The 24,005-nt window shown below is 69.6% G+C and carries 19 protein-coding genes; 5 read left to right on the forward strand and 14 right to left on the reverse strand.

Annotation, left to right across the window (positions count from 1 at the left end; all coding sequences use genetic code 11):
* Positions 1–66 precede the first annotated feature (66 nt).
* The 5 genes from HUA78_RS27100 to HUA78_RS27120 all read right to left on the reverse strand — a co-directional run bounded on the left by HUA78_RS27100 (position 67) and on the right by HUA78_RS27120 (position 5,666).
* Positions 67–3,171, reverse strand: a complete 3,105-nt coding sequence (locus HUA78_RS27100) for an ABC transporter transmembrane domain-containing protein (protein ID WP_174477450.1) — start codon at positions 3,169–3,171, stop codon at positions 67–69.
* Positions 3,172–3,182: 11 nt separating this feature from the next.
* Positions 3,183–4,244, reverse strand: a complete 1,062-nt coding sequence (locus HUA78_RS27105) for a hypothetical protein (RefSeq protein WP_141641865.1) — start codon at positions 4,242–4,244, stop codon at positions 3,183–3,185.
* The gene (locus tag HUA78_RS27110) at positions 4,237–4,554 is read right to left on the reverse strand and encodes a hypothetical protein (RefSeq protein ID WP_174456055.1); all 318 of its coding nucleotides are present in this window, start codon (positions 4,552–4,554) and stop codon (positions 4,237–4,239) included. The genes HUA78_RS27105 and HUA78_RS27110 overlap by 8 nt, the downstream gene beginning before the upstream one ends.
* Before the next feature lie 5 nt (positions 4,555–4,559).
* A complete protein-coding gene (locus tag HUA78_RS27115) occupies positions 4,560–5,381 on the reverse strand; it encodes a hypothetical protein (protein ID WP_174465247.1) in 822 nt (273 codons plus the stop codon).
* 114 nt (positions 5,382–5,495) lie between these two features.
* Complete coding sequence (locus HUA78_RS27120) at positions 5,496–5,666, reverse strand: hypothetical protein (RefSeq protein ID WP_174456057.1); 171 nt, start codon at positions 5,664–5,666, stop codon at positions 5,496–5,498.
* Between the two features lie 153 nt (positions 5,667–5,819).
* Here HUA78_RS27120 and HUA78_RS27125 point away from each other — a divergent pair, with 153 nt between their 5' ends.
* Complete coding sequence (locus tag HUA78_RS27125) at positions 5,820–6,572, forward strand: pyridoxine 5'-phosphate synthase (protein ID WP_174460329.1); 753 nt, start codon at positions 5,820–5,822, stop codon at positions 6,570–6,572.
* A gap of 20 nt (positions 6,573–6,592) precedes the next feature.
* On the opposite strand, the gene HUA78_RS27130 is transcribed toward HUA78_RS27125, so the two are convergent.
* From HUA78_RS27130 to HUA78_RS27155, 6 genes are read right to left on the reverse strand one after another with little or no spacing between them, the layout of a single operon-like run.
* Positions 6,593–7,645, reverse strand: coding sequence for a phosphotransferase (locus tag HUA78_RS27130; RefSeq protein ID WP_174477451.1), 1,053 nt, complete (start codon positions 7,643–7,645; stop codon positions 6,593–6,595).
* The gene (locus HUA78_RS27135) at positions 7,642–8,517 is read right to left on the reverse strand and encodes an SDR family oxidoreductase (protein WP_174456060.1); all 876 of its coding nucleotides are present in this window, start codon (positions 8,515–8,517) and stop codon (positions 7,642–7,644) included. Before HUA78_RS27135 ends, HUA78_RS27130 begins: the two co-directional genes overlap by 4 nt.
* 28 nt (positions 8,518–8,545) lie before the next feature.
* On the reverse strand, positions 8,546–9,484 hold the full coding sequence (locus HUA78_RS27140) for a carbohydrate kinase family protein (protein ID WP_174488260.1): 939 nt from the start codon (positions 9,482–9,484) through the stop codon (positions 8,546–8,548).
* Between the two features lie 45 nt (positions 9,485–9,529).
* Complete coding sequence (locus HUA78_RS27145) at positions 9,530–10,174, reverse strand: hypothetical protein (RefSeq protein WP_174460331.1); 645 nt, start codon at positions 10,172–10,174, stop codon at positions 9,530–9,532.
* A gap of 18 nt (positions 10,175–10,192) precedes the next feature.
* The gene (locus HUA78_RS27150) at positions 10,193–11,230 is read right to left on the reverse strand and encodes a zinc-binding dehydrogenase (RefSeq protein ID WP_141641857.1); all 1,038 of its coding nucleotides are present in this window, start codon (positions 11,228–11,230) and stop codon (positions 10,193–10,195) included.
* 22 nt (positions 11,231–11,252) lie between these two features.
* Positions 11,253–12,566, reverse strand: a complete 1,314-nt coding sequence (locus HUA78_RS27155; RefSeq protein WP_217439248.1) for an aspartate aminotransferase family protein — start codon at positions 12,564–12,566, stop codon at positions 11,253–11,255.
* A 144-nt stretch (positions 12,567–12,710) separates the two neighbouring features.
* Between HUA78_RS27155 and HUA78_RS27160 the strand changes: the two genes are divergently transcribed.
* Both HUA78_RS27160 and fba read left to right on the forward strand, forming a co-directional pair.
* The gene (locus HUA78_RS27160) at positions 12,711–13,487 is read left to right on the forward strand and encodes an HAD family phosphatase (RefSeq protein WP_174477453.1); all 777 of its coding nucleotides are present in this window, start codon (positions 12,711–12,713) and stop codon (positions 13,485–13,487) included.
* A 112-nt stretch (positions 13,488–13,599) separates the two neighbouring features.
* Complete coding sequence (gene fba / locus HUA78_RS27165) at positions 13,600–14,694, forward strand: class II fructose-bisphosphate aldolase (RefSeq protein ID WP_174477454.1); 1,095 nt, start codon at positions 13,600–13,602, stop codon at positions 14,692–14,694.
* A gap of 78 nt (positions 14,695–14,772) precedes the next feature.
* Here the strand turns inward: fba and HUA78_RS27170 are convergent, their stop codons facing one another.
* The gene (locus HUA78_RS27170) at positions 14,773–15,258 is read right to left on the reverse strand and encodes a hypothetical protein (protein ID WP_174456065.1); all 486 of its coding nucleotides are present in this window, start codon (positions 15,256–15,258) and stop codon (positions 14,773–14,775) included.
* A gap of 289 nt (positions 15,259–15,547) precedes the next feature.
* Here HUA78_RS27170 and HUA78_RS27175 point away from each other — a divergent pair, with 289 nt between their 5' ends.
* Positions 15,548–16,525 carry an NYN domain-containing protein gene (locus HUA78_RS27175; RefSeq protein WP_174460333.1) on the forward strand — a complete coding sequence of 326 codons (978 nt, stop codon included), beginning with the start codon at positions 15,548–15,550 and terminating at the stop codon, positions 16,523–16,525.
* Between the two features lie 389 nt (positions 16,526–16,914).
* Positions 16,915–19,878, forward strand: coding sequence for a M36 family metallopeptidase (locus HUA78_RS27180; protein WP_254623921.1), 2,964 nt, complete (start codon positions 16,915–16,917; stop codon positions 19,876–19,878).
* Between the two features lie 109 nt (positions 19,879–19,987).
* Here HUA78_RS27180 and HUA78_RS27185 read toward each other — a convergent pair whose 3' ends face one another.
* A complete protein-coding gene (locus tag HUA78_RS27185; RefSeq protein WP_141641851.1) occupies positions 19,988–22,030 on the reverse strand; it encodes a PilZ domain-containing protein in 2,043 nt (680 codons plus the stop codon).
* A gap of 183 nt (positions 22,031–22,213) precedes the next feature.
* A complete protein-coding gene (locus HUA78_RS27190) occupies positions 22,214–23,779 on the reverse strand; it encodes a hypothetical protein (RefSeq protein ID WP_174460334.1) in 1,566 nt (521 codons plus the stop codon).
* Positions 23,780–24,005: the final 226 nt, after the last annotated feature.

Here is a 24,005-nt window from a genome sequence, read left to right on the forward strand (position 1 = left end):
TCCCCGCCGCGTTCTCAGTCAGAACCATGAGCACCCTCCGCTCCATGGCGCGTCCCTGCCCCATTCTCAATCACCGCCATGAGCACCCTCCGCTCCATGGCGCTTCCAGTTCGGTGTCGCCTGCGCGAGCGCGCTGTACAACTTGCCCTGGGCGGACATGAGCGATTCGTGCGTCCCCATCTGGGAGATATGTCCCTCGTTCATCACCACGATGCGGTCCGCGTGCTGCAACGTCTGGAGCCGGTGACTGATGATGAGCGTGGTCCGCCCCCGGACGATGTCGCGCAGCCGGTCATGAATCGCCTGCTCCGCCAGCGGGTCCAGCGCCGCCGTCGCCTCGTCGAAGATGAGGATGCGCGGGTCCGTCACCAACGCTCGAGCGATGATGACCCGCTGGCGCTGCCCCCCCGACAACGTCAACCCACGCTCCCCCACCAGCGTCTGGAACCCATACGGCAACTCCGTGACGAAGTCATACGCCCCCGCGAGCCTTGCCGCCCGCACCACCGCTTCCTCCGTCACCGGACGCCCACAGGCGATGTTGTCGAACACCGTCCCGGAGAACAGCTGCGTCTCCTGCGTCACCATCCCTATCTGCCCACGCACCGACTCCGGCGTCACGTCCCGCAGGTTGTACCCATCAATCGAGACCGTCCCCTCGCTCGGGTCATGCAACCTCAGCAGCAGCCGCACCAGCGTGCTCTTTCCACACCCCGATGGCCCCACCAGCGCCACCACCTCCCCAGGCGCGAACTCCAGGTCCAGCCGCTCCAATGTGTTGGACTCGCGGCCAAGCCCATAGCGGAAGCTCACCCCCCGGAAGCGGATGTGCCCCTTCACCTGCGGCAGCTCCAGCACCGCCGACGCCCGCTTGTCCCCCTCCCCCGCCACGTCCTGCACCGCACCCACTCGCTCCAGATGCGCCTGCACCCGCTGGTAGTCCCGCCACTGCGTCGCCAGTCGCACCACCGGTCCACTCATCTGCCGTGCGAACAAGGTCGCCGCGATGAGCGCTCCCACCGTCAGCTCCCCCCGCAACACCGCGCGCGAGCCCACCCACAACACCAACGCACTGCCCACCAGGTCCAACGTCTGCGACACACTCGCGCCAATCGCCCCGTGCATCGAGGCCTTGAAGCCATGCTGCAGCGACGGCGCCAGCAAGCGCTGCATCGTGCGCAGGAACGGCAACTCCAGCGCATGCGCCTTGAGCGACTCGAAGCCCTTGAACGAGTCCATCAGGTGCGTCTGGTACAGGTCATGCTGTGACAGGTACGCCACCGTGTGGTTCCGCACCCAGCGGCCCACCACGGCCGACACCAAGAGGTGCAGCGGCATCAACCCCAGCGCGAGCACCGCCAGCGTGGGCGAGTACATCATCAACACCCCCGCCGTGCTCAACACCAGCGCCACATCGATGGTGATGGCGATGGCGTTGTCCACGATGAAGCCTCGAATCAGCCCCACCTCCATGAACCGGTTCAGGATGTCGCTCGTCGTGAAGCGCTGGAACAACCCCGACGCCCCATCCAGCACCCGTCGATAGAGCGTCTCCACCACGTCGCGTTCGATTCGCGTGGACACCTCCAGCACCAGATAGCTCCGCGCGAAGGCCAGCACTCCCGACAACAGCGCCGTGCCCACCAACCCCGCCAACAACACATCGAGCAGCTGCGCATCCGCCCGCATCAACACCCGGTCGATGACCACCTGACTTCCCAGCGGAAACGCCAACGCCAGCACCTGCAACAACAACGACAGACCCACCAACTCCGCGATGACCCCTCGGTACGGTCGCAGCAACACGGAGAAGCGCGCCAGCGCGGACTTCTCCTGCTGCTTCGGCGGAAGCGCCGCCACCGCCGTCGCCATCCGGTCCGACGGCTTGAGCAACAACAGCACCCCACGCCAGGAGCGCAGGAACTCCTCCCTCGGAATGAAGCGCGTGGAGAACGACGGGTCACCCACGACGACACCCTTCCGGGTGACTCGCCACACGACGACGAAGTGGTGCCGGTCTTGAAGATGCGCGATGGCCGGCAGGTCCACCGAGCGCAACAGCTCCCAGTCCGCCTGGACGCCCGTGGTGATGAACCCGAGCTGCTCACCCGTGCGCGACAAGTCCAACAGGCTGGTGCCATACCGGCTCACACCCGCGAGCTTCATCAGCGACGGGTAGTCCAGCTCGTGCCCGTAGTACCGCGCCACCATCCGCAGGCACGCGGCACCACAGTCCATGTGCTCCTGCTGCCGATAGAACGGCACCTGTTTCCACGGCGACGCGGCCGTGGGGCGCTCCGGCAGCTCCATCGAGGACTCCTCTTCGGGAGGTGCCTCGGGTGGAGCATTCACGTCCGTGAGGACCACGTGCGGCCAGCGATTGAACTGCGCGCTGCTCCTCGCCACACGTCGACCCAGCGCGCGTCGCACGCCCGGGAAGCGCAGCAACACCTCCGCCGCGGCGCCTCTGGGAGCGGACAGCAGGGTGCTGGTCTCCAGCGCTGTCGCCGCCGCGAAGACGGGTGCGTCCAGCAGCAGCGCATCCAACGCGAAGTCCTCGCCCGGCCCCAGGGCCCGCTCGCCATAGCGCACCGAGCCCTGCCTCAACACCCACCACTCCGCCGCCGTCGCTCCCGCCGGCATCAACACCGTGCCCTCCGGCACCGTGCCCTCCCGGAAGCACGCCGCGAGCCGCAACACACCCTCCGGCTCCACATCGTCCCCGAACAAGTCGAGCAGCGCCCGGCGCAACGCGGGACACAGCAGCGCCGTCAGCCCACCCGTCTCGTCCAGCGCCAACGCCTCCCGGAAGTCCGCGCCGGACACCTCCAGCACGCGCGTCCCTCCACCCGTCACGACGTCGAAGCCGTGCGTCGCTCCGTCTTCACGCGCATGTGCGCCATACAGCTCGCCCGCCGCCACATGCGTCACCCGGAGGAAGGCCCCGTGATTGGCACCCAGGTGCCCCATCACCAACATGCCCTCAAGGACCAGGCGCACCGTGTCGCAAGGCTGACCCCGATTCGCGACGAGTTCCTGCGACACGTACTCGCGCACGCGTCCCGTCTTCATCAAGTGTCGGCGCACCTCATCCGGCAGAATGCGCAGCACGCCGGACACGCGGCGCGCGTCCAGCGGGGAGACCTCAACGGAGTCCGCTAGCACACTCATCTCGGGTGGACTCAGTCCTCCACGGTGAAAACCGTCGGCCCTTCCTCCGGGCCGTAGAAGTCGAGCAGCTCGCGGTGGTAGGCCATCGTCAGCCGGCAGAAGGTGATGAGCCGTCGCCGGATGCGCGCCTGGTCCGCCGCGGTGAGCGGGCCCGCGTCCGCGAAGGGCTCGCGACCGAACTGGTCATGGTCGTCGCTGCAATCCCCCACGTCGTGGTCCCGGAATGGCCCGAACGCCTCCACCGGCAACACCGCGTGCTCCGTGAAGCGCTCCCAGAACTTCCCCACCGTGGCCAGCGCCGTCGGGTCTCCCTCTCCCACGCCGATGCAGGCCGAATACGACAGCGGGTCCGCCATCCCCAGCCAGCGCAGGTGGTTGATGAGCGCCTGCATCGCGATGAGCGGCGACGCGCGCTCCAGGTCCGCCTCCGTCAACCCCGCCGCGAGCAACCCGCGCTTCAACCACGCGTGGTGCCAGTACTCGAACGACAGGTGCTCGCTCAGGATGGTCTTCAGCCGCTCCGTCGGCTGCGACGCCACCGCCGCGCTCTGATGCGACGAGGCCGCCGCCGCGAAGTGGTAGTTCTCCAGCAGGTAGCCCACCGCCAGACGCCGCGACACCGGCCCCGTCCAGAACCGACGCAGCATCGACGACGGCCCCCAGCGCTGCTGCGCGATGCCCGCCAGCGAGCGCAGGTGCTCGTAGTACGTCAGCGCATCCACCTCCAGCCCGCTCGTCTGCACCAGCACCGCGCGGTGATACAGGTCCTGCGCCACCGACGACACCAGCTCCAGCCCCAGCCGCGTCTCCTTCGCGATGTCCGCCAGGGTCCGCTTGCCATCCAACAACTGAATCACGCGCCACGCCTGGTCGGCGCTCTCGCTGTCGATGGTCATCACCTCCCAGGGCTCACCCTCCGCCGCGCCGAGCACCAGCTCACGCCGCGCCAGTCCCTCCGGGCGCACCCAGTTCGCCAGGGCAAGTCGAGTCGCCGGCAAGAGCGGCCCCGGCTCACGGGTGGAGGGATGCCAGGCACGTCCGATGATGGGAAGGTGGCCGTTGTTGTCACTCATGGGTTTCACCGCCTGCGGATGGGTTGCTTGTGGAAGGGTGGGCGACGAGCGAGACGAGCTCCTGCTCGGCGAAGGCACTCAGCGTGTCGCGGGTGATGGACCGGGCCAGCTCCAGCGCCCAGCCCCGCTCGCTGTGCAGCGCCTCCGCCACCTGGGCCACCGTCCTCACGCCGTCACAGGCGCGCCAGACGGCGTCGGTGCCTTCGTCCAAATCGAAGTAGTAGTTGTCGAGGATGAGGTGCACCTGCCCCTCGGCTCGACGGCGCCGCACACGCAGGTGTGTGACGGGAACAAGCGTGTCCAAATCCATGGCGCTCATTCCTCGATGACATCCGTGAGCTGGTTGCACAGCCGGATGCATGTCTCCAGATAGGTTTTCAAATCCTCCGGACGCTGACGCAGCCGCGCGCCATCCGGGAACTGGAGCTCCCAGAAGCGCTGCTCGAACTTGCGCGCCTCCTCGTCCCCACTCGCGACGAGCTGCCCCAGGATGCGCGTGCGCCACTTGCGCCGGATGTTCGTGCTGCCCCGGTAGTGACAGAAGGCGTCGCAGGTGGAGTTGAGCAACTCCCGCGCGCGCATCAGCGCCACGTCCGGCTGCTCCATCATCCCGTAGAGGTCCTCGAGCGCGTCGTCGACCTCGCGAATCTTCACCTCCAAGAGCCACCGCGACAGGCGACGGAAGTCGAAGCGCGAGCGCAGCCTGTCCAGCCGGCCGTCATGCATCAGCGCCACCCCCGTGCGCACGCGGTGCAGGAAGACGATTTCGTCCTCCGTCATCCGCCGCTCCATCATCACGTTGTCCCGCCCGCCTTCTTTCAGGTCCAACGCGGCGAGCTTCGCGGCGAGCACCTCCACCGACGCCTCGCTCCAGTACTCGAAGTCCACGCGGCGCTTGCCGAGCATGTGCACGGAGAAGAGCGCGTCCCCGGCCTTGTGCAGGCTGGTGCCCGTCGGCTCGCCCCCGCCGACGACGAACACGTCGATGTCGGAGAAGGCATTGCCCATGCCCTCCACCAGGGAGCCGGACAGGAACACGGCGGCCTCGATTGCGGGCGTCAGCGACTCCAGCGCCAGCAGGTGGCCAAGGTCCACGCCAAGCAGGTTCATCAGTTCGTCACGCGAGGGCTGAGTCATGAGGGCGGCGACACCAGAAGCGAGAAGAGGAAGGAAGGCGCGAGCCGGGTTCAGTGGCCCGCGCCTCCCCTGCATGAGCCTCAACGGCTCACGCGGTCAGCCTTCACCCGGCAATCACAGCACCGGGAAGACGCGGCCCGGCCCGATGACGATGGGACCGGGCAGCGTGACGATGGGGCCGGGCAGCGTGACGACGGGACCCGGGATGGTGGAGATGGAACCACCGACGACGCACTTCATGGTGTCGGCGGACAGCTTGATGGCAACGCTACGGGGCTTGTTCATGGTGTTGCTCCTTGAGGTGTCTGCGTTTCACTACGTGCTGCGTGCTGCACCTGGCGCGGCCAGGACTCGGGCCGCTTGAATCGGAAGAGACGTGGGAGACACACGACACGGCGGCCATGCGAGGATGGGCCCCTGGAACCCGGAGGTCCGTCGATGCGTGCCCCTGTGCCGACACCCCTGCTGCGCGTGGGTCTCAACAAGGTCGCCCTGCTGCGCTCGTCGCGCGGCGGCGCCGTGCCTGATTTGACGGAGGCCGCGCGCACGCTCATCGAAGGCGGCTGCCGCGCGCTGATGGTCCACCAGTGGTCCGACCACCGGCACGTGAAGCCCCACGACATCACCGCGCTCGCCGCCCTGGACGCCGTGCGCGAAGGCCACGCCACGCTGCATGTCGGCGGAGACCTGCGCGAGGACCTCGGCGCGCTGCTGGAGCGCACCCCCGGCGTCGGCTGCTGGGTGGTGACACCCTTCGAGGCCCAACACCTCACCACCCAGCGCGGCTGGCGCCCCGAGGACGACCAGCCCCGGCTGGCGCACTGGGCCCAGACGCTGCGAGGCCGCACGCGCATCTCCGTGTTCGTGGACCCGGAGCCAGAGGCCGTGGACCTGGTCGCGCGTGCCGGCGTCGCCGCCGTGGAACTGAACTGTCGCGACTATGTGGAGGGCTTCGGCACGCCCACGCAGGAGCGCGCGCTGGAGGCCCTGTCGCGCGCCGCGGACCGCGCACGCGAGCACGGCCTGGACGTCAATGCGGCGCATGACCTGGACCGCCGCCACCTGTCTCCGCTGATTCGCGCCGTGCGCCCCACGCTCGTCTCCGTGGGGCACGCCTTCGTGGCCGCCGCCGTCATCGCGGGCCTGCGGGCGGTGCTGCCCGGCTTCCTCCACGCGGCCTCGCAGGACTGAGCGCTTCTTCGCGACGCGCGTCATCGCGACACCTCCGCACCCCGGGTGCCGTGACGCTCCAGCGCCTCCGCGAGCAGCCGCACGCCCGTGGCATGCAGCACCAGCGCGATGTCCTCGGTGCGAGGAGTCACCGGCGCCAGTTGGAACGGCGCGTTGGCCAAAAGCAGCAGCGGCGTGACGAAGTCCCACCGCACGCGCCAATCCGTGTCCCCTCGCGCCAGTGCCCGCGCGGGCAGCTCTTCACCCAGCCACACATCCAGCGCGGCGAAGCGCTCCAGGGCGGGACGCGCCCACAAGGCCCACTCCCACGACAGGCGCCCTTCCTCCTCGGACACCCGGGCCGCGCCAGCGCGCGCCAAATCGTAGAGGCCGCTCGTGCACGTGCGCAGCTTGGCCAGGTCCTCCAGGTAGTCGCTGTCGGAGTCCCCCGTGGCGGTCGAGCCCCTCGGGTCCAACAACAGGAAGCGACCCGTGGCCGGCTCCAGCAGGACGTTGTCGAACTTGAAGTCGCCGTGGAACCGTCCCACCCGGGGAGGATGCAATCGCGCGAGCAGCGCCGTGTCTCGCTCCAGCTCACGCACCAGCTCGGCCGCGCTCCGGTGAAGCCGGCCGTTGAGGTCCAGGCTCCCCGCGGCGCACAGCCGGTCGAAGCGGGCGGACAGCCCCCGGCCCGCGCTCGCGCGACGCCAGTACTTGTCCACGTAGTTGGCGTGGAAGAAGCCCTCGGGTGCGGGACGGTGGTGGTCCGCATAGAGCGTGTCGAAGGCGAAGGACACGATGCTCCGCGTGCCGCTCACGGCCTCGCCCACCGTCAGCGTGCCGTCCACCAGCACGCGCGACAGCTCCGGCCACGGACAGAAGTCCATGTCGTACTCGGCCCAGTCCGCGCCGGTGCGCACCTCCAGCACGCGAGGGAAGCGCTCCGCCGCGCGCGGAGGCAGCTCGCGAAGCCACGCCACCTCACGCAGCAGCTTGTCGCGCCCGTGCGTGGCGCGCTTGGTGACGCGACTGCCCGACACGCGCACGTCGCGCACCACTCCGCGCCAGTCGCCCTCTGCTCGCGCGCCGCTCACAGGCCCGCCTCCCGCTGGTGCCGGAGGACATCCAGTCCCTCGGAGAGAGAGAACGGCGTCTTCAGTCCCAGCGCCGTCAGCCGCGTGGACACCAGGCGGTTGTCCCGCGGCCGCACCGCGAGCGACGACTCCTTGCGCGCGCGCACCAGCGACACATCCAGGTTGAAGGCATGGGCCAGCCGCCGCGCCCACGCGTACTTGGTGGTGGCCTCGGCGCCACTGAAGTGCAGCACGCCGCGCACGCCGCCGCCCGCGAGCCGCGCCAGCAGTCCCGCCACCTCGTCCACCAGCACCGGGTAGCGCACCTGCTCGCCGTCCACGTACACGGGCAGGCCCGTGGACAAGTGCTCCAGCGTGGACGTGACGAAGGTGGACTTCTCGTCCGGGCCGGTGAGGCCGTAGAGCAACGGCACGCGCAGCACCAGCGCGTCCTCCAGCGTCAGCGCCAGCAATTCCCCCTCGCGCTTGGTGACGCCGTAGTGCTGGAGCGGCCGGGGTGCGTCCGTCTCCACGTACGTGCGGGCGGGGGCACCATCGAAGACATGGTCGGTGGACACGTAGAGCAGCCGCGTGCGCGTGCGTCGGCACGCCTCCACCACGTGGCCCGTGCCTCCCACGTTGATGCTCGTCGCGGCGGACCGGTGACGCTCGCAGTCGTCCAGGTTGCAGCGCGCCGCCGCGTGGATGCACACGTCGAAGCCGCCCTCCACGAAGGCCGCGTCCACGGCGCGTGCGTCGGTGATGTCCAGGCGCATGAGCCCCTGGCGCGGCGTCGTGCTCCAGGTCCCCTGGGCCTGGACGCCCTCCATCAACAGCGCGCGCATCACCCTGCGCCCCAGAAATCCGCTCGCCCCCGTGACGATGACCTTCATGGCCAGCCCCCCCGTGTCCCCGCCGCCGCTAGAGCAGCGACAGAGACGCGCCCCCGCTCGTGCCCAGTCCCACGCCCAGCAGCGCCAGCCGGTCCACTCCCGCGCGCGGCCCCGGGACTCCGCACTTCACCGCCGCCACCTTCGTCGCGAAGCGCAGCGCCTCACCAAAGCCATGCCCCGCCTGCACCGCCGCGATGTAGCCCGCGTGGAACGCGTCCCCCGCTCCCGTCGTGTCCACCACCTCGCAGCGCTCCGCCGCGACGCGGTGGTGCTCACCCTGCGCCGTCCACCCCTCGCAGCCCTCCGCGCCCAGCGTCCCCACCACCACGCGCAGTCCCCCGGCCAGCAGCGTGCGCGCGGCGGCGGACAGCTCGCGCTCCCCCGTCAGCTCGCGCAGCACCTTGCCCGGCGCGACCAGGCTCGTGAGGTACGGCAAGAGCGGCCGTGCCTCCTCCGCCACCTCCGCGTCCGCCAGCACCGGCAGCCCCTGGGCCCGCGCGCGCTTCGCCAGCGCCCGCGAGAAGGCGGGCTCGTGCCCGTCCAGGTACACCAGCCCGCACTGCTCCAGCGGCGCGGCGTCCGCGGGGATGCCGTCCATGCGCAGCCGCGCGTCCTTGTGCATCACCAGCGAGCGCGTGCCGTGCGTGGTGTCCACGATGATGGCGGCCGAGTGCTGCGGACAGTCCGCCACCGTGAGGCTGCCCTCCACCACCACGCCGGACTCCACCAGCGAGCCGCGCGCCAGCCGCCCGAAGTCCCCGCCCCCGAAGACGCCGAAGTAGCGCGTGCGCACGCCCAGCGCGCCCAGCATCGCCGCGACGTTGGCGCCCTGCCCGCCTCCGAAGAAGCGCAGCCCGTCCGCCTGCACCTTGCCGTCCGTCACCAGCGCGTCGCGCGTGGAGAAGACGATGTCCACCGTGTTGTTGCCGATGACGAGCACTTCCATGGTGCCTTCCCGTGCCTGCATTGCCTGCCCTTTCCTGGCGCTGCGCCGCTCCCCCGCCCTGGCCACCTAGCGAGCCACCACCGGCCGCACCTGCGCCGGGGCCTCCGCATGCAGTCGGCGCAGCACGTCCGTCGCGATGCGCTCCGCCACCTGCTCCGGCCGCAGCTCGCTGGTGTCCACCACCGTCCAGCGCTCCTCGGCGGGCAGCAGCGACACGAGGTACTCGTCGTAGGCCTGGTGCCGCTCCGGGTTGTCGCGCAGGTACGTGTCACGCACCGACTTGGAGGGACGCAGCAGCGCCCGCTCCCGCTTCGCCTTCGGCGTGGACGTCAGGTAGTAGTTGAACGCGAACGGCAGGTGCTCATCCCAGATGAGCTGGCTGGGCAGCCCCGACACATCCGGGTGGAAGAAGCGGTTGCGCCCCACCTGGCTGAGCCAGTGTCTGTCCTGGACGAGGAAGCCCGACGGCAACCCGCGGTGACAGCGCGCCAGGTCGAGCAGGATGTTCGCCGAGTAGAACCAGTCAATCTCAAGCAGGTCCGGCGTGCGCTTCGCCTCGGCCAGGAAGTGGTCGAGGATGGGCATGTCGAACACGTAGCAATGCCCCAGCCGCGCCGGCAGTCCCGCCGCCGACAGGCGCGCGCCCAACAGCTTGCACACCGTCGTCTTGCCCGCGTAGTCCGTGCCTTCAATCAGCAGTCCGTGAATCATGTGCGCCTCGCTCGGGCTTCAGGGTTGGAGGACGACCTTCAGCGCGCCGGCGGGAGGGCCCTGACGCCGGGCGCCCACGTCACAGCCCACCAGCGCCAGCCCCTCGCGGAACGACGCCAATGGCAGGCGGTGCGACACCAGCCGACGCGCGGGCACCACGCCCGAGGCGATGAGGTGCAACGCGGTGGCGAAGCTGCCATCCAGCGAATCGATGGAGCCCTGCACGGACAGGCTGCGGTCCGCGATGCCGCCCACGTCCAGCGCTACCTCGTGTCGCTTGAGGCCCACCAGCAACAACTGCCCGCCGCGAGACAGCTTCGTCAGCGCCTCACCCGCCAGTCGCCCCGTGGTGTCCACCACCACGTCCAGCGGCGTCGCATCCGAGGCGTGGCGCGCGCAGACCTCATCCAGTGACTCCGCCACCGTCCAGCGCCGGTCCACCACTTCGCGGCACAGCTCCCGCCGCGCGGCCGAGCGCTCCACCAACGTGCCCGTCAACCCCAGGCCCGCCAGCACCCACGCGTACAACACGCCCATGGGCCCACCGCCGAGCACCACCGTGCGCAGCGACGGACGCAGGCGCAGCTGGTTGGCGCCCGTGACGGCGCAGCTCAGCGGCTCGGTGAGGCTGGCCTCCTCGAAGCCCACGTGCGCGGGCAGCGTGTAGAGGAAGCGCTCCGTCGTCTTGTGCAGCGGCGCCATGGTGCCGTCGGCGCTGACGCCCGTCTCCGTCTCACCCTTGCGCTGGCAGTGGTTCTGCCGTCCGGTGCGGCACAGCCGGCACTGGCCGCAGTGGAAGGTCGGGTCGATGACGACGCGGTCCCCCACCTGGACGTGGCGCACGGAGGGGCCCACGGCGACGACTTCGCCCGCGGACTCGTGGCCCAGCACCACACCGGGCTTCGCCGCGTACTCGCCGCCAATGATGCCCAGGTCCGTGCCGCAGATGCCGGTGGCGCGAACGCGCACCATCACCTCGTCATGCACGGGCGCGGACGGCTCGGCACGCTCGCGCAGCTCCAGCTCCCAGGCTGTCGTGTACACCACTGCCCTCATGTGCTCCCCCTCGAGTCCCGACTCAGCCCACGTCCGCGAGCGCGCGTGACAGCCGCGCGACGATTTCTTCCAGGTCGTCCTGCGTCGCGATGAGCGGAGGCCGCACCTTCACCACGTTGCCGAAGCTGTAGCGGGAGCCGCGCAGCACCAGTTGGTGTCGCTCACCCGCCACGCGAATTAGCGCCAGCGTCTTCTCCACGTCCGGCGAGCCATCCGCGCGCACGATTTCCAGGCCCCACATGTACCCGAGGCCCCGCACGTCGCCGATGCACGGGTAGCGCGTGGCGAGCTGCCCCAGCAGCTCTCCCAACACGATTCCGTTGCGCCGCACGTTGGCCAGCAGGTGGCCGGACGTCATCGCCTTCAACGTCGCGGACGCCGCGGTGAGCGCCAGCGGATTGCACCCCGAGGTGAAGGAGTGCTCGTGGCTCTCCATCACATCCAGCGCGCCCTCGAAGAGCACCGCCGCCACGGGGATGCCGATGCCGCCCAGGCCCTTGGCCAGGGTGACGATGTTCGGCTTGAAGCCGAGCGCCTCCGAAGCGAACAGGTGCCCGGTGCGCCCCATCCCCGTCTGCACCTCATCCGCGATGAGGAGGATGCCCTTCTCTTCACAGAGCTTGTTGAGCGCCTGGAAGTAGCCGGGGGGAGGCACCACGTTGCCGCCGTTGCCCAGCACGGGCTCCACCAGCATGCACGCCACCGAGCCGCTGCTCGCGTACTCGACGAAGTCGCTGATGCGCTCCACGCACAGCATCCCGCAGCCGGGGTACTTCGCCTTGTAGAAGCAGCGATAACAGTACGGCGCCGGCACCTTCACCGAGTGCGGTGACACCGACTCCGGGAAGCCCTTGCGACGAAACGCGTTGCCCGAAATCGCCGTGGTGAACTGCGTCTGTCCATGGTGGGAGAGAAAGAGGCTGAGGATGTCCGTCTTCCCCGTGGCCTTCTGCGCCACCTGCACCGCGCACTCGTTGGCGGTGGAGCCGGTGATGTCTCGCATCCACCCGGCCGTCAGGTGCGCGGGCGCATGCGCGAGCAGCTCCGAGAGCACCTGCTTCGCCTGCCCCGCCATCAACGAGGAGCTGGCGTGCGCCATGCGCCGCAGTTGCTCCATCACGGCGTTCGTCACCTCCGGATGGTCGTACCCCAGAGGCACGTTGAAGGTGCCGGAGGCCGCGTCGAGGAAGGCCGTGCCATCCTCGCGGATCAACCGGATGCCCCGCCCCCGGACGAACTCCTCCCCCGAGCGAGCCCCTCCTGACGCGACTTCGGACGCACCCTCTCGTACATCCGGCCCTTCCCCAGAAAGGACCTTCAGGTTGAGATTGGACAAGCGTGTTCCCCCAACGGCGTGAAACGTCCCCCCTTGGACGTTTCAATTCCCCGCGCTGCTGGAGAGTGAACGGAGCCTCGAAAAATCCTTCGGTGAATCAACGGGGGTTGGCCACGCGAAGGCGTCCGGCCAGGATGTCACGCCATGAAGATGGAGCACGTGGAGCAGACGCTGGAGCGCATCGCTCGCGAGGCGCGGGCCACGCCGGGGGGCCTCCTGGCGTTCGACGGAGACGGCACGCTGTGGAGCGGTGACGTCGGGGACGACTTGTTCATGGCCGTGACGGGGCGCGACGCCGTGCGCGACGCGGCCCGCCCCCGGATGGAGCAGGTGGCCGCCGCGCACGGCCTGGAGCTGGAGGGCAGCAACAGCACGCTGGCCCGCAGGCTGTTCACCGCCTTCCAGGCCGGCCGCATCGCCGAGCACGACATCTGCGAGATGGCGACGTGGCTGTTCGCCGGCTGGGAGGTGGAGGAGCTGCGCGCCTTTGCTCGCGGCGTGGTGGAGTCACACAGCGTGGCCGAGCGCGTCCACCCGGAGGTGCGTCGCGTGGTGGACTGGGCCCGTGAGAACGACATCCCCTGTTACGTGGTGAGCGCCTCGCCACTCGCCGTCGTGGAGGCCGCCGCGCGCGTGGTGGGCATCCCCTCCGAGCACGTCATCGCCAGCACCCCCCAGTCCTCGGGTGGCACGGTGCTGCCGGACGTCATCGCCCCCATCCCCTACGGCCCCGGGAAGGTGACGTGTCTGAGAGCGCGCACCGAGCGGCCCTTGTATGCCGCCTTCGGGGACAACGTGTTCGATTTGGAGCTGCTCACCGAGTCCCGGGTGCCTGTCGCGGTGCGTCCCAAGCCCCGCCTGCTGGAGCGCGCGGACCGCCTGCCCCCGCTGGTCCAATTGCACCCAGTGACCGCCCGCTGACAGCGTCGGCTGGGGAACGCGTCCGGCGAGCTTTTGGCGGCGCCCTCGGGCGCGTCCGTGCTAACTCAGGCGCCGCACTTACTCGAAACAACCGCCACGGAGAGACACAGTCATGCCGCTCATCGCCCTGCGTCCCCTGCTCGACTACGCCGCCGCCAACAACTTCGGGGTCGCCGCGCTCAACGTCAACAACATGGAGCAGATCCAGGCCATCATGGAGGCCGCTCGCGCCACCCAGAGCCCGGCCATCATCCAGGCGTCGCGCGGGGCGCGGAAGTACACCAATGACTTGTTCCTCCGGAACCTGATGCAGGCCGCGGTGGAGCTCTACCCGGAGATTCCGGTGGTCATGCACCAGGACCACGGCAACTCGCCGGAGACCTGCATCAGCGCCATCCGCATGGGCTTCACCAGCGTGATGATGGACGGCTCGCTGGAAGAGGACGGCAAGTCGCCCTCCAGCTACGAGTACAACGTCGCCGTCACGCGCGAAGTCGTCAACGTGGCCCACCGCTTCGGCGTGTCGGTGGAAGGTGAGCTGGGCGTGCTGGGCTCGCTCGAGAGCGGCATGGGCGAGAAGGAGGACGGCCACGGCGCCGAGGGCAAGCTCACGCTGGACCAGCTCCTCACGGACCCGGACCAGGCGGTGGACTTCGTCAACCGCACGGGCATCGACGCGCTCGCCGTCGCCATGGGCACCAGCCACGGCGCCTACAAGTTCTCCCGCAAGCCCAGTGGTGATGTGCTCGCCATGAGCCGCATCGAGGAGATCCACAAGAAGATCCCCAACTGCCACCTGGTGATGCACGGCTCCAGCTCCGTGCCCAAGGAGCTGTGCGACATCATCAACGCCAACGGCGGTCGCATCAAGGAGACCTACGGCGTGCCGGTGGAGGAGATTCAGCGCGGCATCCGCGCGGGCGTGCGCAAAATCAACGTCGACACCGACAACCGGCTCGCCATCACCGGCGCCATCCGCAAGGCCTTCTTCGCCAAGCCGGAGGAGTTCGACCCGCGCTACTACCTGACGCCCGCGCGCGCGGCCATGCAGGCCATCTGCGAGGAGCGGATGAAGCAGTTCGGTCAGGCCGGCCACGCGAAGAAGGTGCCGCACGTCACGCTGGAGCAGATGGCGCGCGACTACACGGCCGGCAAGTTCGGCGAGAACGCGCGGCCCGACACCGTCGTCGGCGCCCAGAAGAAGTAGTTCAACGCGTCGGGAGCTTCGGGGGAGGACCGCCTGCCGTGGCGGCTCCCCCGAACTGCTTCATGAGGCGACCGTGGCTCACTTCTTCTCGCCCGCGAGCGCCGTCGCCATGTTCTGCGTCTCGTTCTCCACCTGGTAGTCGGCAATCACACGCCGGCCCTCCTCGGGAGTCTGCTTCAGCCTGAGTGCCTCCAGGCTCAGGGGCACCACCGCGCCCTCGTCGGGTTGGACGTAGAGGACGCTGCCCTCCAGCGCCACGACGTCGCCCTCAATCTGACGGGTGCGCTTGGGGTCTGGCGTCAGGTCCACGTCGGGCCCCTGGACGATGCGGGTCATGCCCTGGGTGGGCGTGACGTCGGCGCCAATCATGCCGCCCACGTTGAGCGGGGGGACGTTGCCGGCGAGGTTGCCCGTGCGGTCCAAATCTATCTCCAACTGCTCCTGTTCCGCCGTGTTCTGCTGGGGGTCCCTCGCCAGACCCGCGGTGGGCGCCGCCAGTGCCGCCAACACCGGGGCGGCCAGGGCGATGCGCTTCCACCGACTGGACATCGTTTTTCGCGTCATGACTCGTACTCCGGCTGGGGGTCCTTGGACCCGTCTCCCCCGAAGGTAGGCCACGACGTGACGCTCACGCCTGGACCGTGCCCCGGCCACCTCCCAGCGAGGCGGGCCACCGCTCCCGCCGAGTGTTCAGCCGTCGAACGCCACCGCCCCAGGGGGCCGGGAACAGGCTAGGGTGCACCCGCAGGGCCCGGCGGGCGCCCTCCTGACGGAGGAAGCGCCGGGGCTCCATCCGCGCCGCACATCGGCGCCCTATCGCGCCGTACACCGGCGCCTATCGCAGAGGCCGCACGTGAACGGTCGCACCAACGAGCACCGCATCGCCCTTTTTCTCGACTTCGAGAACCTCGTCACCAACACCGGTATCAGCGCTTCCAACTTCGACCTCCAGCCCTCGCTCGACCGGCTGCTGGAGAAGGGGAAGGTGGTCTTCCGTCGCGCCTACTGCGACTGGTCCCGCTTCAACGAAGCGAAGATGGGCCTGCACCGGTTCGGCGTGGAGCTCATCGACGTGCCCCCCTCCACCCGCGCGGGGAAGAACGGCGCGGACATGCGCCTGGTCATCGACGCGCTGGAGCTGTGCTACGCGCGCGAGAGCATCGACACGTTCGTCATCGCCTCCGGCGACAGCGACTTCTGCCCGCTCGCCTACAAGCTGCGTGAGAACGGGCGCACCGTCATCGGGTTGGCGGTGAAGGAGTCCACCTCCCCCCTCTTCGTCAACGCGTGCGACGAGTTCATCTACCTGCGCACCACGCGCCAGCGCTCGGAGAAGGGCGACAAGGGCCGTCATGGCGCGGCGGCCGAGGAAGCGGGGCATGGCAAGCGGGGCCGCCATGGCCGCGACGCGACGGGCAAGGCCGGCAAGGCCGAGGTGGAGAAGGCCGCGCCCTCGGGTGGCAAGGGCCACTCCAAGACGGAGGTCCCGGAGATTGCCCGCGAGGTGGTGCAGAACCTGATTGCCCGCGCCACCGGCCCGGTCAATCCCTCGCTCATCAAGGAGACCATCGTCCGCAAGGAGCCGGACTTCGACGAGCGCGAGCACGGCTTCCCCACGTTCGCCAAGCTGCTCGCCGCGCTGGAGACGGAAGGCGTGCTGCGCCGCATCCAGCAGGGCCGCCAGTGGTACGTCGTCGGTCCGGACGCGGACCTCGCCGGCGGCAGCGAGGCCAAGAGCGAAGGCAAGGGCAAGAAGCACGGCCGGGGCCGCACCGAGGAGGAAGACGAGCTCGAGTCGTACCCGGACCCCGAAGAGGACGACGGGCTCTAGTCGTCGCTGCTTCGTCGCTCCCGCTCCGCCTCCCCTGAGTTGAACCTCGGGGAGGCGTGAGCCCAGGGCAAAGGTCGGGCCCGCGCTGCCCCAGGACCTGCTGGAGCACATGCGGGCCCAGGACTGGCACTGTCCCGTGCTCACCCAGCGGCGGCTGATTGAGGTCTCCGAGGAGCTCTTCAAGGAGCTGAAGAAATCCAAGAAGTTACGGCGACGTTCCTGACGTCGTCTGTAACACGCGACGCTACAAGCGCCCCGCCGTTGTAACGGCGGACGCTACAGCGCTTCCGAGTCTTGCTCGGAAGACTTCATTGGCACGTCCACTGCTCTGTGCGGGGTAGCCGGTTCTCTGTCCCCCCGCCGGCTTCATCCCCAGAGCAGGAGTACACATGTCACAGGGTTATTTCCGCCGCCGCCTCACCCAGGCGTTGGTGCTGATGGGAGCGCTGAGCGCTCCCTCCGCCTTCGCCGTCGTGCAGGACTCTCACGGCGCTCGCAACCACGACGCCCGCATCGCCCACAACGTCGGCGTGAAGAAGGCCGTGAGCGCGCTGCAGAAGGACCGGGAAGCCTCGCTGCGCCGCGACGTGCCCGAGCTGCGAGTGGAGCATGACGCCTCCACGGGCCTGGTCCGCTCGCTCGTCAACCCGGTGGGTGCGCTGTCCGGCCGCAGCAGCGGTGACGCGCTCGCCATCGGCCTCTCCTTCGTCCAGTCGCAGCGGGAGCTCCTGGGCCTGGAGCTGACGGACCTGGCGAACCTGGAGGTCACCGACCGCGTCTACTCGCGGCAGAGCGGTGTCACCCACCTGTACCTGCGCCAGACGCACCAGGGCCTGCCGCTCTACAACGGCCAGTTGCAAATCAACGTGGACGGCGAAGGCCGCGTGGTCAGCGTGCACAGCGACTTCCTGCCCTCGCTGGCCCGCGCCGTGCCGAGCACCCAGCCCCGCCTGGACGCCGCCGCCGCTGTCTCCGGGGCCGCGCGTCACCTGGGTCTGAAGCCGCTGACGGCGCCTCGCGCGCTGGAGAAGGACACAGGCCCGCGCCAGCGCACCCGCGTGGAGCAGTCCGGTGTGTCCACCGAGCCCATCGAAGCGCAGTTGGCGCTGCTGCCCGTCAACCAGGGCGACGCCCGGCTGGTGTGGAACTTCCAGGTACACACGCCCGACCGGCGGCACGTCTACGACCTCACGGTGGACGCCACCACGGGCGAGGTGTGGACGCGCTTCGACTGGATTGCCTCGGACGCCTACTCCGTCTATCCGCGCCCCGTGGAGAGCCCCATCCACACCACGCCGCTGCCGCCCATGGACGCGCGGCTCAGCCTCCTCAATCCCGCCAACACCACGGCGTCGCCGTTCGGCTGGCATGACACCGACGGCGTCGTCGGCGCCGAGTACACCCTCCACCGCGGCAACAACGTCCATGCCTACGACGACATCGACGACAACAACCTGCCGCCCGCCGTGGAGCCCGACTGCGGGACGGCGCTCACCTGCAGCTTCCTGTTGGACTTGAGCCTCGGCCCGAGCGCGTACACGTCGGCAGCCGTCACCAACCTGTTCTACTGGAACAACATCATCCACGACATCCAGTACCAGTACGGCTTCGACGAGGCGGGCGGCAACTTCCAGGTCAACAACTACGGCAACCCCGGCCTGGGCAACGACTACGTGCGCGCCGAGGCGCAGGACGGCGAGGACGTCAACAACGCCAACTTCTACACCCCGCCGGATGGCCAGCGTCCGCGCATGCAGATGTACACGTGGACCACCACCTCCCCGGGTCGGGATGGTGATTTGGACAGCGGCATCATCGTCCACGAGGCCGGCCACGGCATCTCCAACCGCCTCGTCGGCGGCCCCAGCAACGTGTCCTGCCTCAACAACAACCAGGCGCCGGGCGAGGGCATCAGCGACTTCCTCGCGCTCGTCTACACCGCGCGCCCCACGCACACGGGCCCCCAGGGGCGCGGCATGGGCACCTACGCGCTGGGCCAGCCCACCACCGGCCTGGGCATCCGCGCGAAGCGCTACAGCACGAACCAGACGGTGAACAACTGGACGTACGCGAGCATCAGCGGCATGGCCGTTCCGCACGGCGTGGGCTCCGTCTTCGCCCAGGCGGCGTGGGAGGCGTACTGGGCCCTGGTGGACCGCTGGGGCTTCAACAGCAACCTCTACAACGCGACGGGCAGCGCCGGTAACCAGCGCATGATGCTGTACCTGACCGAGGGCCTGAAGAACACGCCCTGCAGCCCCACCTTCACCCAGGTGCGCGACGGCATCATCGCCGCGGCGACGACGCTGCACGGCGGCGAGGACGTGTGCCGGCTGTGGACTGCCTTCGCTGGCTTCGGACTCGGCTCGAACGCGGTGTCGGGCACCGCCAACAGCACCTCGCCCACCAACGGCTTCGCCGTGCCCGCCGCCTGCGAGACGGACGTGTGGGGCAAGGACAAGCCGTGGGACACGGGCAACGAGCCGGACGCCGCCACCGCGTCCAACGGCATGTGGGAGAGCGAGGACATCTGGGTCCGCAACTCGACCACCAACGGTCCGCACGAGAACCCGGAGTTCGGTCAGACGAACTACGTCCACGTGAAGGTGCGCAACCGCAGCACGGTGGCCGCGCACAACGTGGTGGTGAAGGTGTACGGCACCAACGCGGCCACCAGCACCTCGTGGCCGGCCGGTTGGACGGAGCTGGGCCAGGCGACGGTGGTGTACCTGCCGGGCGGCGCGGATGACGAAGTCGTCGTCGAGTGGAACCCGGCCGTCCAGGGCCACTACTGCCTGCTGGCGCGGCTGGTGACGCCGGCGGACCCGATGACGACCGTGGAGATTGGCAACCCGGACTACAACACCCGCCAGAACAACAACATCATCTGGCGCAACACCAACGTGGTGAACATGGTGCCGTTCGGCTTCTCCAACGCCACGTTCATCCTGCGCAACACGCTGCGCGAGGCGCGCCAGTTCAACGTGCGCTTCCGTGAGCTGAACGTGGACGTGAAGCGGCCGTTCATCGGGCGCGGCACCATCGTCGTGGACCTGGGCCAGGAGCTGACGGCGCTGTGGGAGAAGAACGGCGGCAAGGCCGAGGGCATCGAGCGCGTGGGTGAGACGCAGTTCCGCGTCGCCGACCCGACCCGCGCGGTGTTCCAGATTCCCCTGCAGCCGCTGCAGGAGTTCAACGTCGGCCTGGAGTTCAAGGACAACGAGTTCACCGGCAAGCAGACGGAGGACTTCGAGCAGTTCGACTTCGCGGCGGTGCTGGAAGACCCGGCGGCCGAGGGGAAGACCCGCGATATCGGCGGCGTGACGTACTACCTGCGCGTGGCGAAGCAGTAGGCGCCTCGCCAGCCTCTTGAAATGAATGAGGCCGGGTGGAGCCGTTCGGGCCACCCGGCCTTTTCATGTCCGCCGACCCAGGCCCGCGGTCAGCGTTCCGTCGGCCCGCTCAGGACGCGGCGCGGGGCGTGGTCGCCTCGCACAGGTGCTCCAGGAACTCGGGCAGCAGGGCGGAGGAGATGATCCACAGCTTGCCCTCGCCCAGGTCGGCCAGGGCGGCGCGCTCGACGTACTCCACGCACGTGGACTCCACGTAGTGGACGAACACGCGGCGGCCGCGCGGCCGGTACCACTCCGCCGCGTGCGCCAGGAGCGCCAGCATGGCCCGCTGCGCCTCCGGCAGCGCGTCATCCACCAGCGGGAACAGGCGCACGCCGTCCAGCACGTTGAAGAGGTTGAGGCCCGGCTGCGCGGACTCCAGCACCGCCAGCGCCACCGCGCGGCCGTCGACACGGGCCACGCGCAGCTCGCGCTCACGGCCCAGGCCCGCCTCGCCCCACTTCGTCCGCGCGCGCGACAGGTCGAAGCGCTCCTCCACCAAATCGAGCGCCTCGCGGTAGGCCACCGGACGGGTGCGCTCCACTTCCTGGAAGAAGCGCGCGCGCTCGGCGTCGGTGGGCACTCCGACGTCGACGTCCGCGGGCACCTCCCACTGGCGCTCCACCTCCGCCTCCATCAGCCGGAAGGGCGTGAGGGACGCCTGGCCGGTGTGCTCGTACCAGTGGGCGAAGTCGAACTTGGTGAAGCGCACCCAGCGCACGTTCGCCTCGCAGAAGGCGATGAACCACTTCACGTCCGGGTCCACCTGCGTGGGCTCGTAGCCGCGCAGGTAGATGTCGCGCAGCGCCTCGCGCGCCGAGGAGCGCTGACCGGGCACGGCCTGGCGCGCGAGCTGATGCGCCATCCACGTCCCCTCGTACGGCTTCACCACCGACAGCGTGGCCTCCAGCGAGTCACCCGACGGGCGCACCACCCGGTAGCCCAGCTTGGTGCGGCCTTCGAGCCGCTCCTGCGTGGCGTCGAACCAGGGACGCTCCTCCACGAAGTCCTCGGGCGACTTGCCCGGCAGGCCGAAGTAGCCGGAGCCCTGGAAGAGCTTCCACGTCGCGTCGCCCCAGTCGCCCTCCACGCGGGTGGACGGGTGCATCTGCGCCTCCACCAGCGCGCGCCACGCCCGAGCGCCCTCCGCGTCCAGCGGCCGCACGGACATGCCGCACCGACGTCCCGCCGCGGTGCCGGAGATGTTGCGCACCTCCGCGCGAAGCCGCACCGGCGCCAGGCCCTCCATGGCCACCTCGAGCACCGGCTGACGCAGGCCCGGGTACAGCAGGTCCTCGCCCGGCTCCGTCATGAAGGCCAGGCCCTCGTAGGACAAGTCGAGCACGGGCCGCTTCACATGCACTTGCGGCCACATGGGGTGGTTGAAGGACAGCGTGCACGGGCTGCTCGGCGGCGCGCGACGCAGCCAGCGGTGGCGGTAGCGCACCAGCTCCGAGGGCACCGGCATCACCACCCAGCCGTCCTCCTCGCGCGCCTCGCTCACGTCCAGGTGCACCACGCTGCTGTAGCCGAACGCCTCCAGCACGAAGGGGCCCTGGAGCATGGGGCCATCGAAGCGCCAGCCCATGCGGTTGTTGAGCGCGTCGAAGAAGACCGCCGTGACGGAGACCTTCTGCCCGTCCGCGGTGCGCGCCATGCCGCGCGCCTGACGACCCGCGAGCGCCTCGCAGATGCGCGCGACGCGCTCCTTGCGGTCGATGCGCTCCTTCCACACCGGCCGCGTCTCCGGCGGCAACAAGAGGCCGTTGTCGCGCAGCGCCTCCAGCACCGTGACGATGCGCCGGCCCGCGTCCAGCGGCGGCGACACGAAGCGAAGGCTGACCTCCGGCCTTGTGCCGCGCACCTCCATCACCTCCGCGTCCAGCGACGTCGCCCAGCGCTCACCCTGGCCCAGCACCACCGACGCGGCCTGCCCCGGACGCGGCAGCGCGTTCGAGTCCAGGTGCAGCGTCAGGTGCTCCAGCGAGAGCTGAATCAGCCGGCCCGGCGTGTCGCTGTTGCCGAACGAAGCCACCGCGGTCAGCTCCGTCCCCACCCGGTAGCCGAGCACCGACTCCCGGCCGCGCGTCCCGTCCCGTGTGTCCGCCTGCATGCCAGCTCCGTTGTGTGAATGGAGACGAGTGTACGACTTCGGGCGAAAGGAAGCAGTCCCCCGGTATGGGTACCACCAGGGTGAACCGGGGTTCATATAGCCTGACCATTCTCAACAGGCTGGAAACTTGTTCCTCGGTACAGGCGTGGCGGAACCACATTGGGTGCGGGCCACCCCTGGGATTCAAGGACAGCGCGGCTCGATGAACGAGGACAGACCGTCCGGACCGGCGTCGGGTCTGCTTCCACCCACGGCATAAACGCGTCCGTCGGCGCCTCCCACGAGGGTATGGCCCAGACGGGGCGTCGACATTGACGCAGCAGGAGTAAAGCGCTCCGACGCGGGGTCGAACCATGCGGCAGAAGCCCCTTCCCTGTCCTCGACGTACACCCAACCGTTGCCCGCGAGAACCGCACGCGGCGCGGCGCGAGGTGCGTCCATGGAGGACAGCTCCCGCGCCCTCACCACCCCGGCATTCCGCTCCAGGAGGAATGCGCGCGAGGACGGGACGATGCCGCCTTCGCGTCCGCCGAGGATGAGCGCCCGTCCCGACTTCAGCTCCACCACCGCGGGCGACATCAGCGAGGTGGGCAGGAGCGGCCCGGCGCCGAGCAGTCCTGGGGGTGCCACGACATCCGTCCGCTCGGAGGGGGTGAGGCTGGTACAGCCTCCCGCGAGCACGAAGGCGTCTCCCAGCACCGCGCCTCCCGTGGGGCATTTCAGGGAGAGCCTGCCCAGACTCTCCCAGGCCCCCGCGTTCTCGCCGCGCAGCGTCATGCGGATCGCCGAGTCCGTCGTGGGCCTGCCGAGCCCCGCGGTGAGCTCTCCTCCGGCGATCACCCCATCCGCTCCGAGCCGGCCCGCGAGCACGCGGCGAAAGCCCAGGGGTGGGGAGAAGGGGATGAGGGTGGTGCCGCCATCGGTGTCGAGCCACTCGGCGCTCGGCTCGAGCACGTCTCCCTCTCGCACGCCGCCGAGCACCACCACGGCGCCGTCATCCAGCACCAGCGCGGCGGCCTCCGCGCGGCCCACGGCGAGGTCGCTCGCGATGAAGCGGCCGGTTTCGGGGAAGAAGATCTCCACGGTGGAGACGGGCTTGCCCGCGCCATCGCGGCCTCCCAGCATCACCAGCGCTCCAGCATGGGGGCCCGTGGAGGGCGCGACGACCAGGGGGTCCGAGCGACGCGCGAAGCCCGGGCGTTCGGTGATGACGCCCGTGACGCCACCGGGACAGGCGCACACGCTGTTCGCGCAGACGAGTCCTCCGGGCTGACAGCTGGCGCCGACACAGTCGGGGTCCGCGCAGTCACCGAGTCCGTCACCGTCGTCATCCACGCCGTTGTCGCAGGACTCCACGGGAGGACCGGCGTCTGGCGGCTCGGGGACGGCGGGCAGGGTGAGCGACAGCCTGGCGCCGGAGCCGGGAGTGAGCGCGGCTTCGCCAGAGGCGGTGGACTGGATGATGCCGGAGCGCTCGGCGGTGGCGCGCACGAAGACGCGGGTGCCTTCGGGCGTGGCGGGGCCGGACTCGAAGTTGAAGGTGGCGGGGAGGCGGAGTGCGGCGCCCTCCAGCGTGGCCACGGCGAGGGGCGTGCCATCTGGAAGGGAGGCGATGACGGACAGACGGTCGAAGTCCACGACAGGCGTCAGCGGACCGTCGACCACCACATGGACGCCACCGGGCGTCTTCTCGCACGCGAGCAGTGTCGACAGCAGAGCGAGCGTCAGGACTCGGAACGCGGCACGCATTTGCCCCACTGTAGTGCAGCCCGGCGCGCGAGCGAGGGCCCCCCTCGCGAGAGGGTTGTGCCCCTCGGGACAACACAGGCTCTCTCACAAGAGTATCTGCCTCCTCGGTTCGGTAGCTGGCCCCCGCGAGAGTGCCGCCTTGCGGTCTGGCACTGCTCCTCTCGACAAAGCATCTGCCTCCTCAAGCCAGGACCGGACCGGCCCCAGCGAGAGTGCCGCCTTGCGG

The sequence above is a fragment of the Myxococcus sp. CA033 genome (genome assembly GCF_013336625.1).
Lineage (GTDB): Bacteria > Myxococcota > Myxococcia > Myxococcales > Myxococcaceae > Myxococcus > Myxococcus llanfairpwllgwyngyllgogerychwyrndrobwllllantysiliogogogochensis.

Bases quoted from the DNA above. Each gene is read 5' to 3' on its own strand.
- HUA78_RS27100 (WP_174477450.1), bottom strand. From the start codon at position 3,171: ATGAGTGTGCTAGCGGACTCCGTTGAGGTCTCCCCGCTGGACGCGCGC.
- HUA78_RS27105 (WP_141641865.1), bottom strand. From the start codon at position 4,244: ATGAGTGACAACAACGGCCACCTTCCCATCATCGGACGTGCCTGGCAT.
- HUA78_RS27110 (WP_174456055.1), bottom strand. From the start codon at position 4,554: ATGGATTTGGACACGCTTGTTCCCGTCACACACCTGCGTGTGCGGCGC.
- HUA78_RS27115 (WP_174465247.1), bottom strand. From the start codon at position 5,381: ATGACTCAGCCCTCGCGTGACGAACTGATGAACCTGCTTGGCGTGGAC.
- HUA78_RS27120 (WP_174456057.1), bottom strand. From the start codon at position 5,666: ATGAACAAGCCCCGTAGCGTTGCCATCAAGCTGTCCGCCGACACCATG.
- HUA78_RS27125 (WP_174460329.1), top strand. From the start codon at position 5,820: ATGCGTGCCCCTGTGCCGACACCCCTGCTGCGCGTGGGTCTCAACAAG.
- HUA78_RS27135 (WP_174456060.1), bottom strand. From the start codon at position 8,517: ATGAAGGTCATCGTCACGGGGGCGAGCGGATTTCTGGGGCGCAGGGTG.
- HUA78_RS27140 (WP_174488260.1), bottom strand. From the start codon at position 9,484: ATGCAGGCACGGGAAGGCACCATGGAAGTGCTCGTCATCGGCAACAAC.
- HUA78_RS27145 (WP_174460331.1), bottom strand. From the start codon at position 10,174: ATGATTCACGGACTGCTGATTGAAGGCACGGACTACGCGGGCAAGACG.
- HUA78_RS27150 (WP_141641857.1), bottom strand. From the start codon at position 11,230: ATGAGGGCAGTGGTGTACACGACAGCCTGGGAGCTGGAGCTGCGCGAG.
- HUA78_RS27160 (WP_174477453.1), top strand. From the start codon at position 12,711: ATGAAGATGGAGCACGTGGAGCAGACGCTGGAGCGCATCGCTCGCGAG.
- fba (WP_174477454.1), top strand. From the start codon at position 13,600: ATGCCGCTCATCGCCCTGCGTCCCCTGCTCGACTACGCCGCCGCCAAC.
- HUA78_RS27170 (WP_174456065.1), bottom strand. From the start codon at position 15,258: ATGACGCGAAAAACGATGTCCAGTCGGTGGAAGCGCATCGCCCTGGCC.
- HUA78_RS27180 (WP_254623921.1), top strand. From the start codon at position 16,915: ATGTCACAGGGTTATTTCCGCCGCCGCCTCACCCAGGCGTTGGTGCTG.
- HUA78_RS27185 (WP_141641851.1), bottom strand. From the start codon at position 22,030: ATGCAGGCGGACACACGGGACGGGACGCGCGGCCGGGAGTCGGTGCTC.
- HUA78_RS27190 (WP_174460334.1), bottom strand. From the start codon at position 23,779: ATGCGTGCCGCGTTCCGAGTCCTGACGCTCGCTCTGCTGTCGACACTG.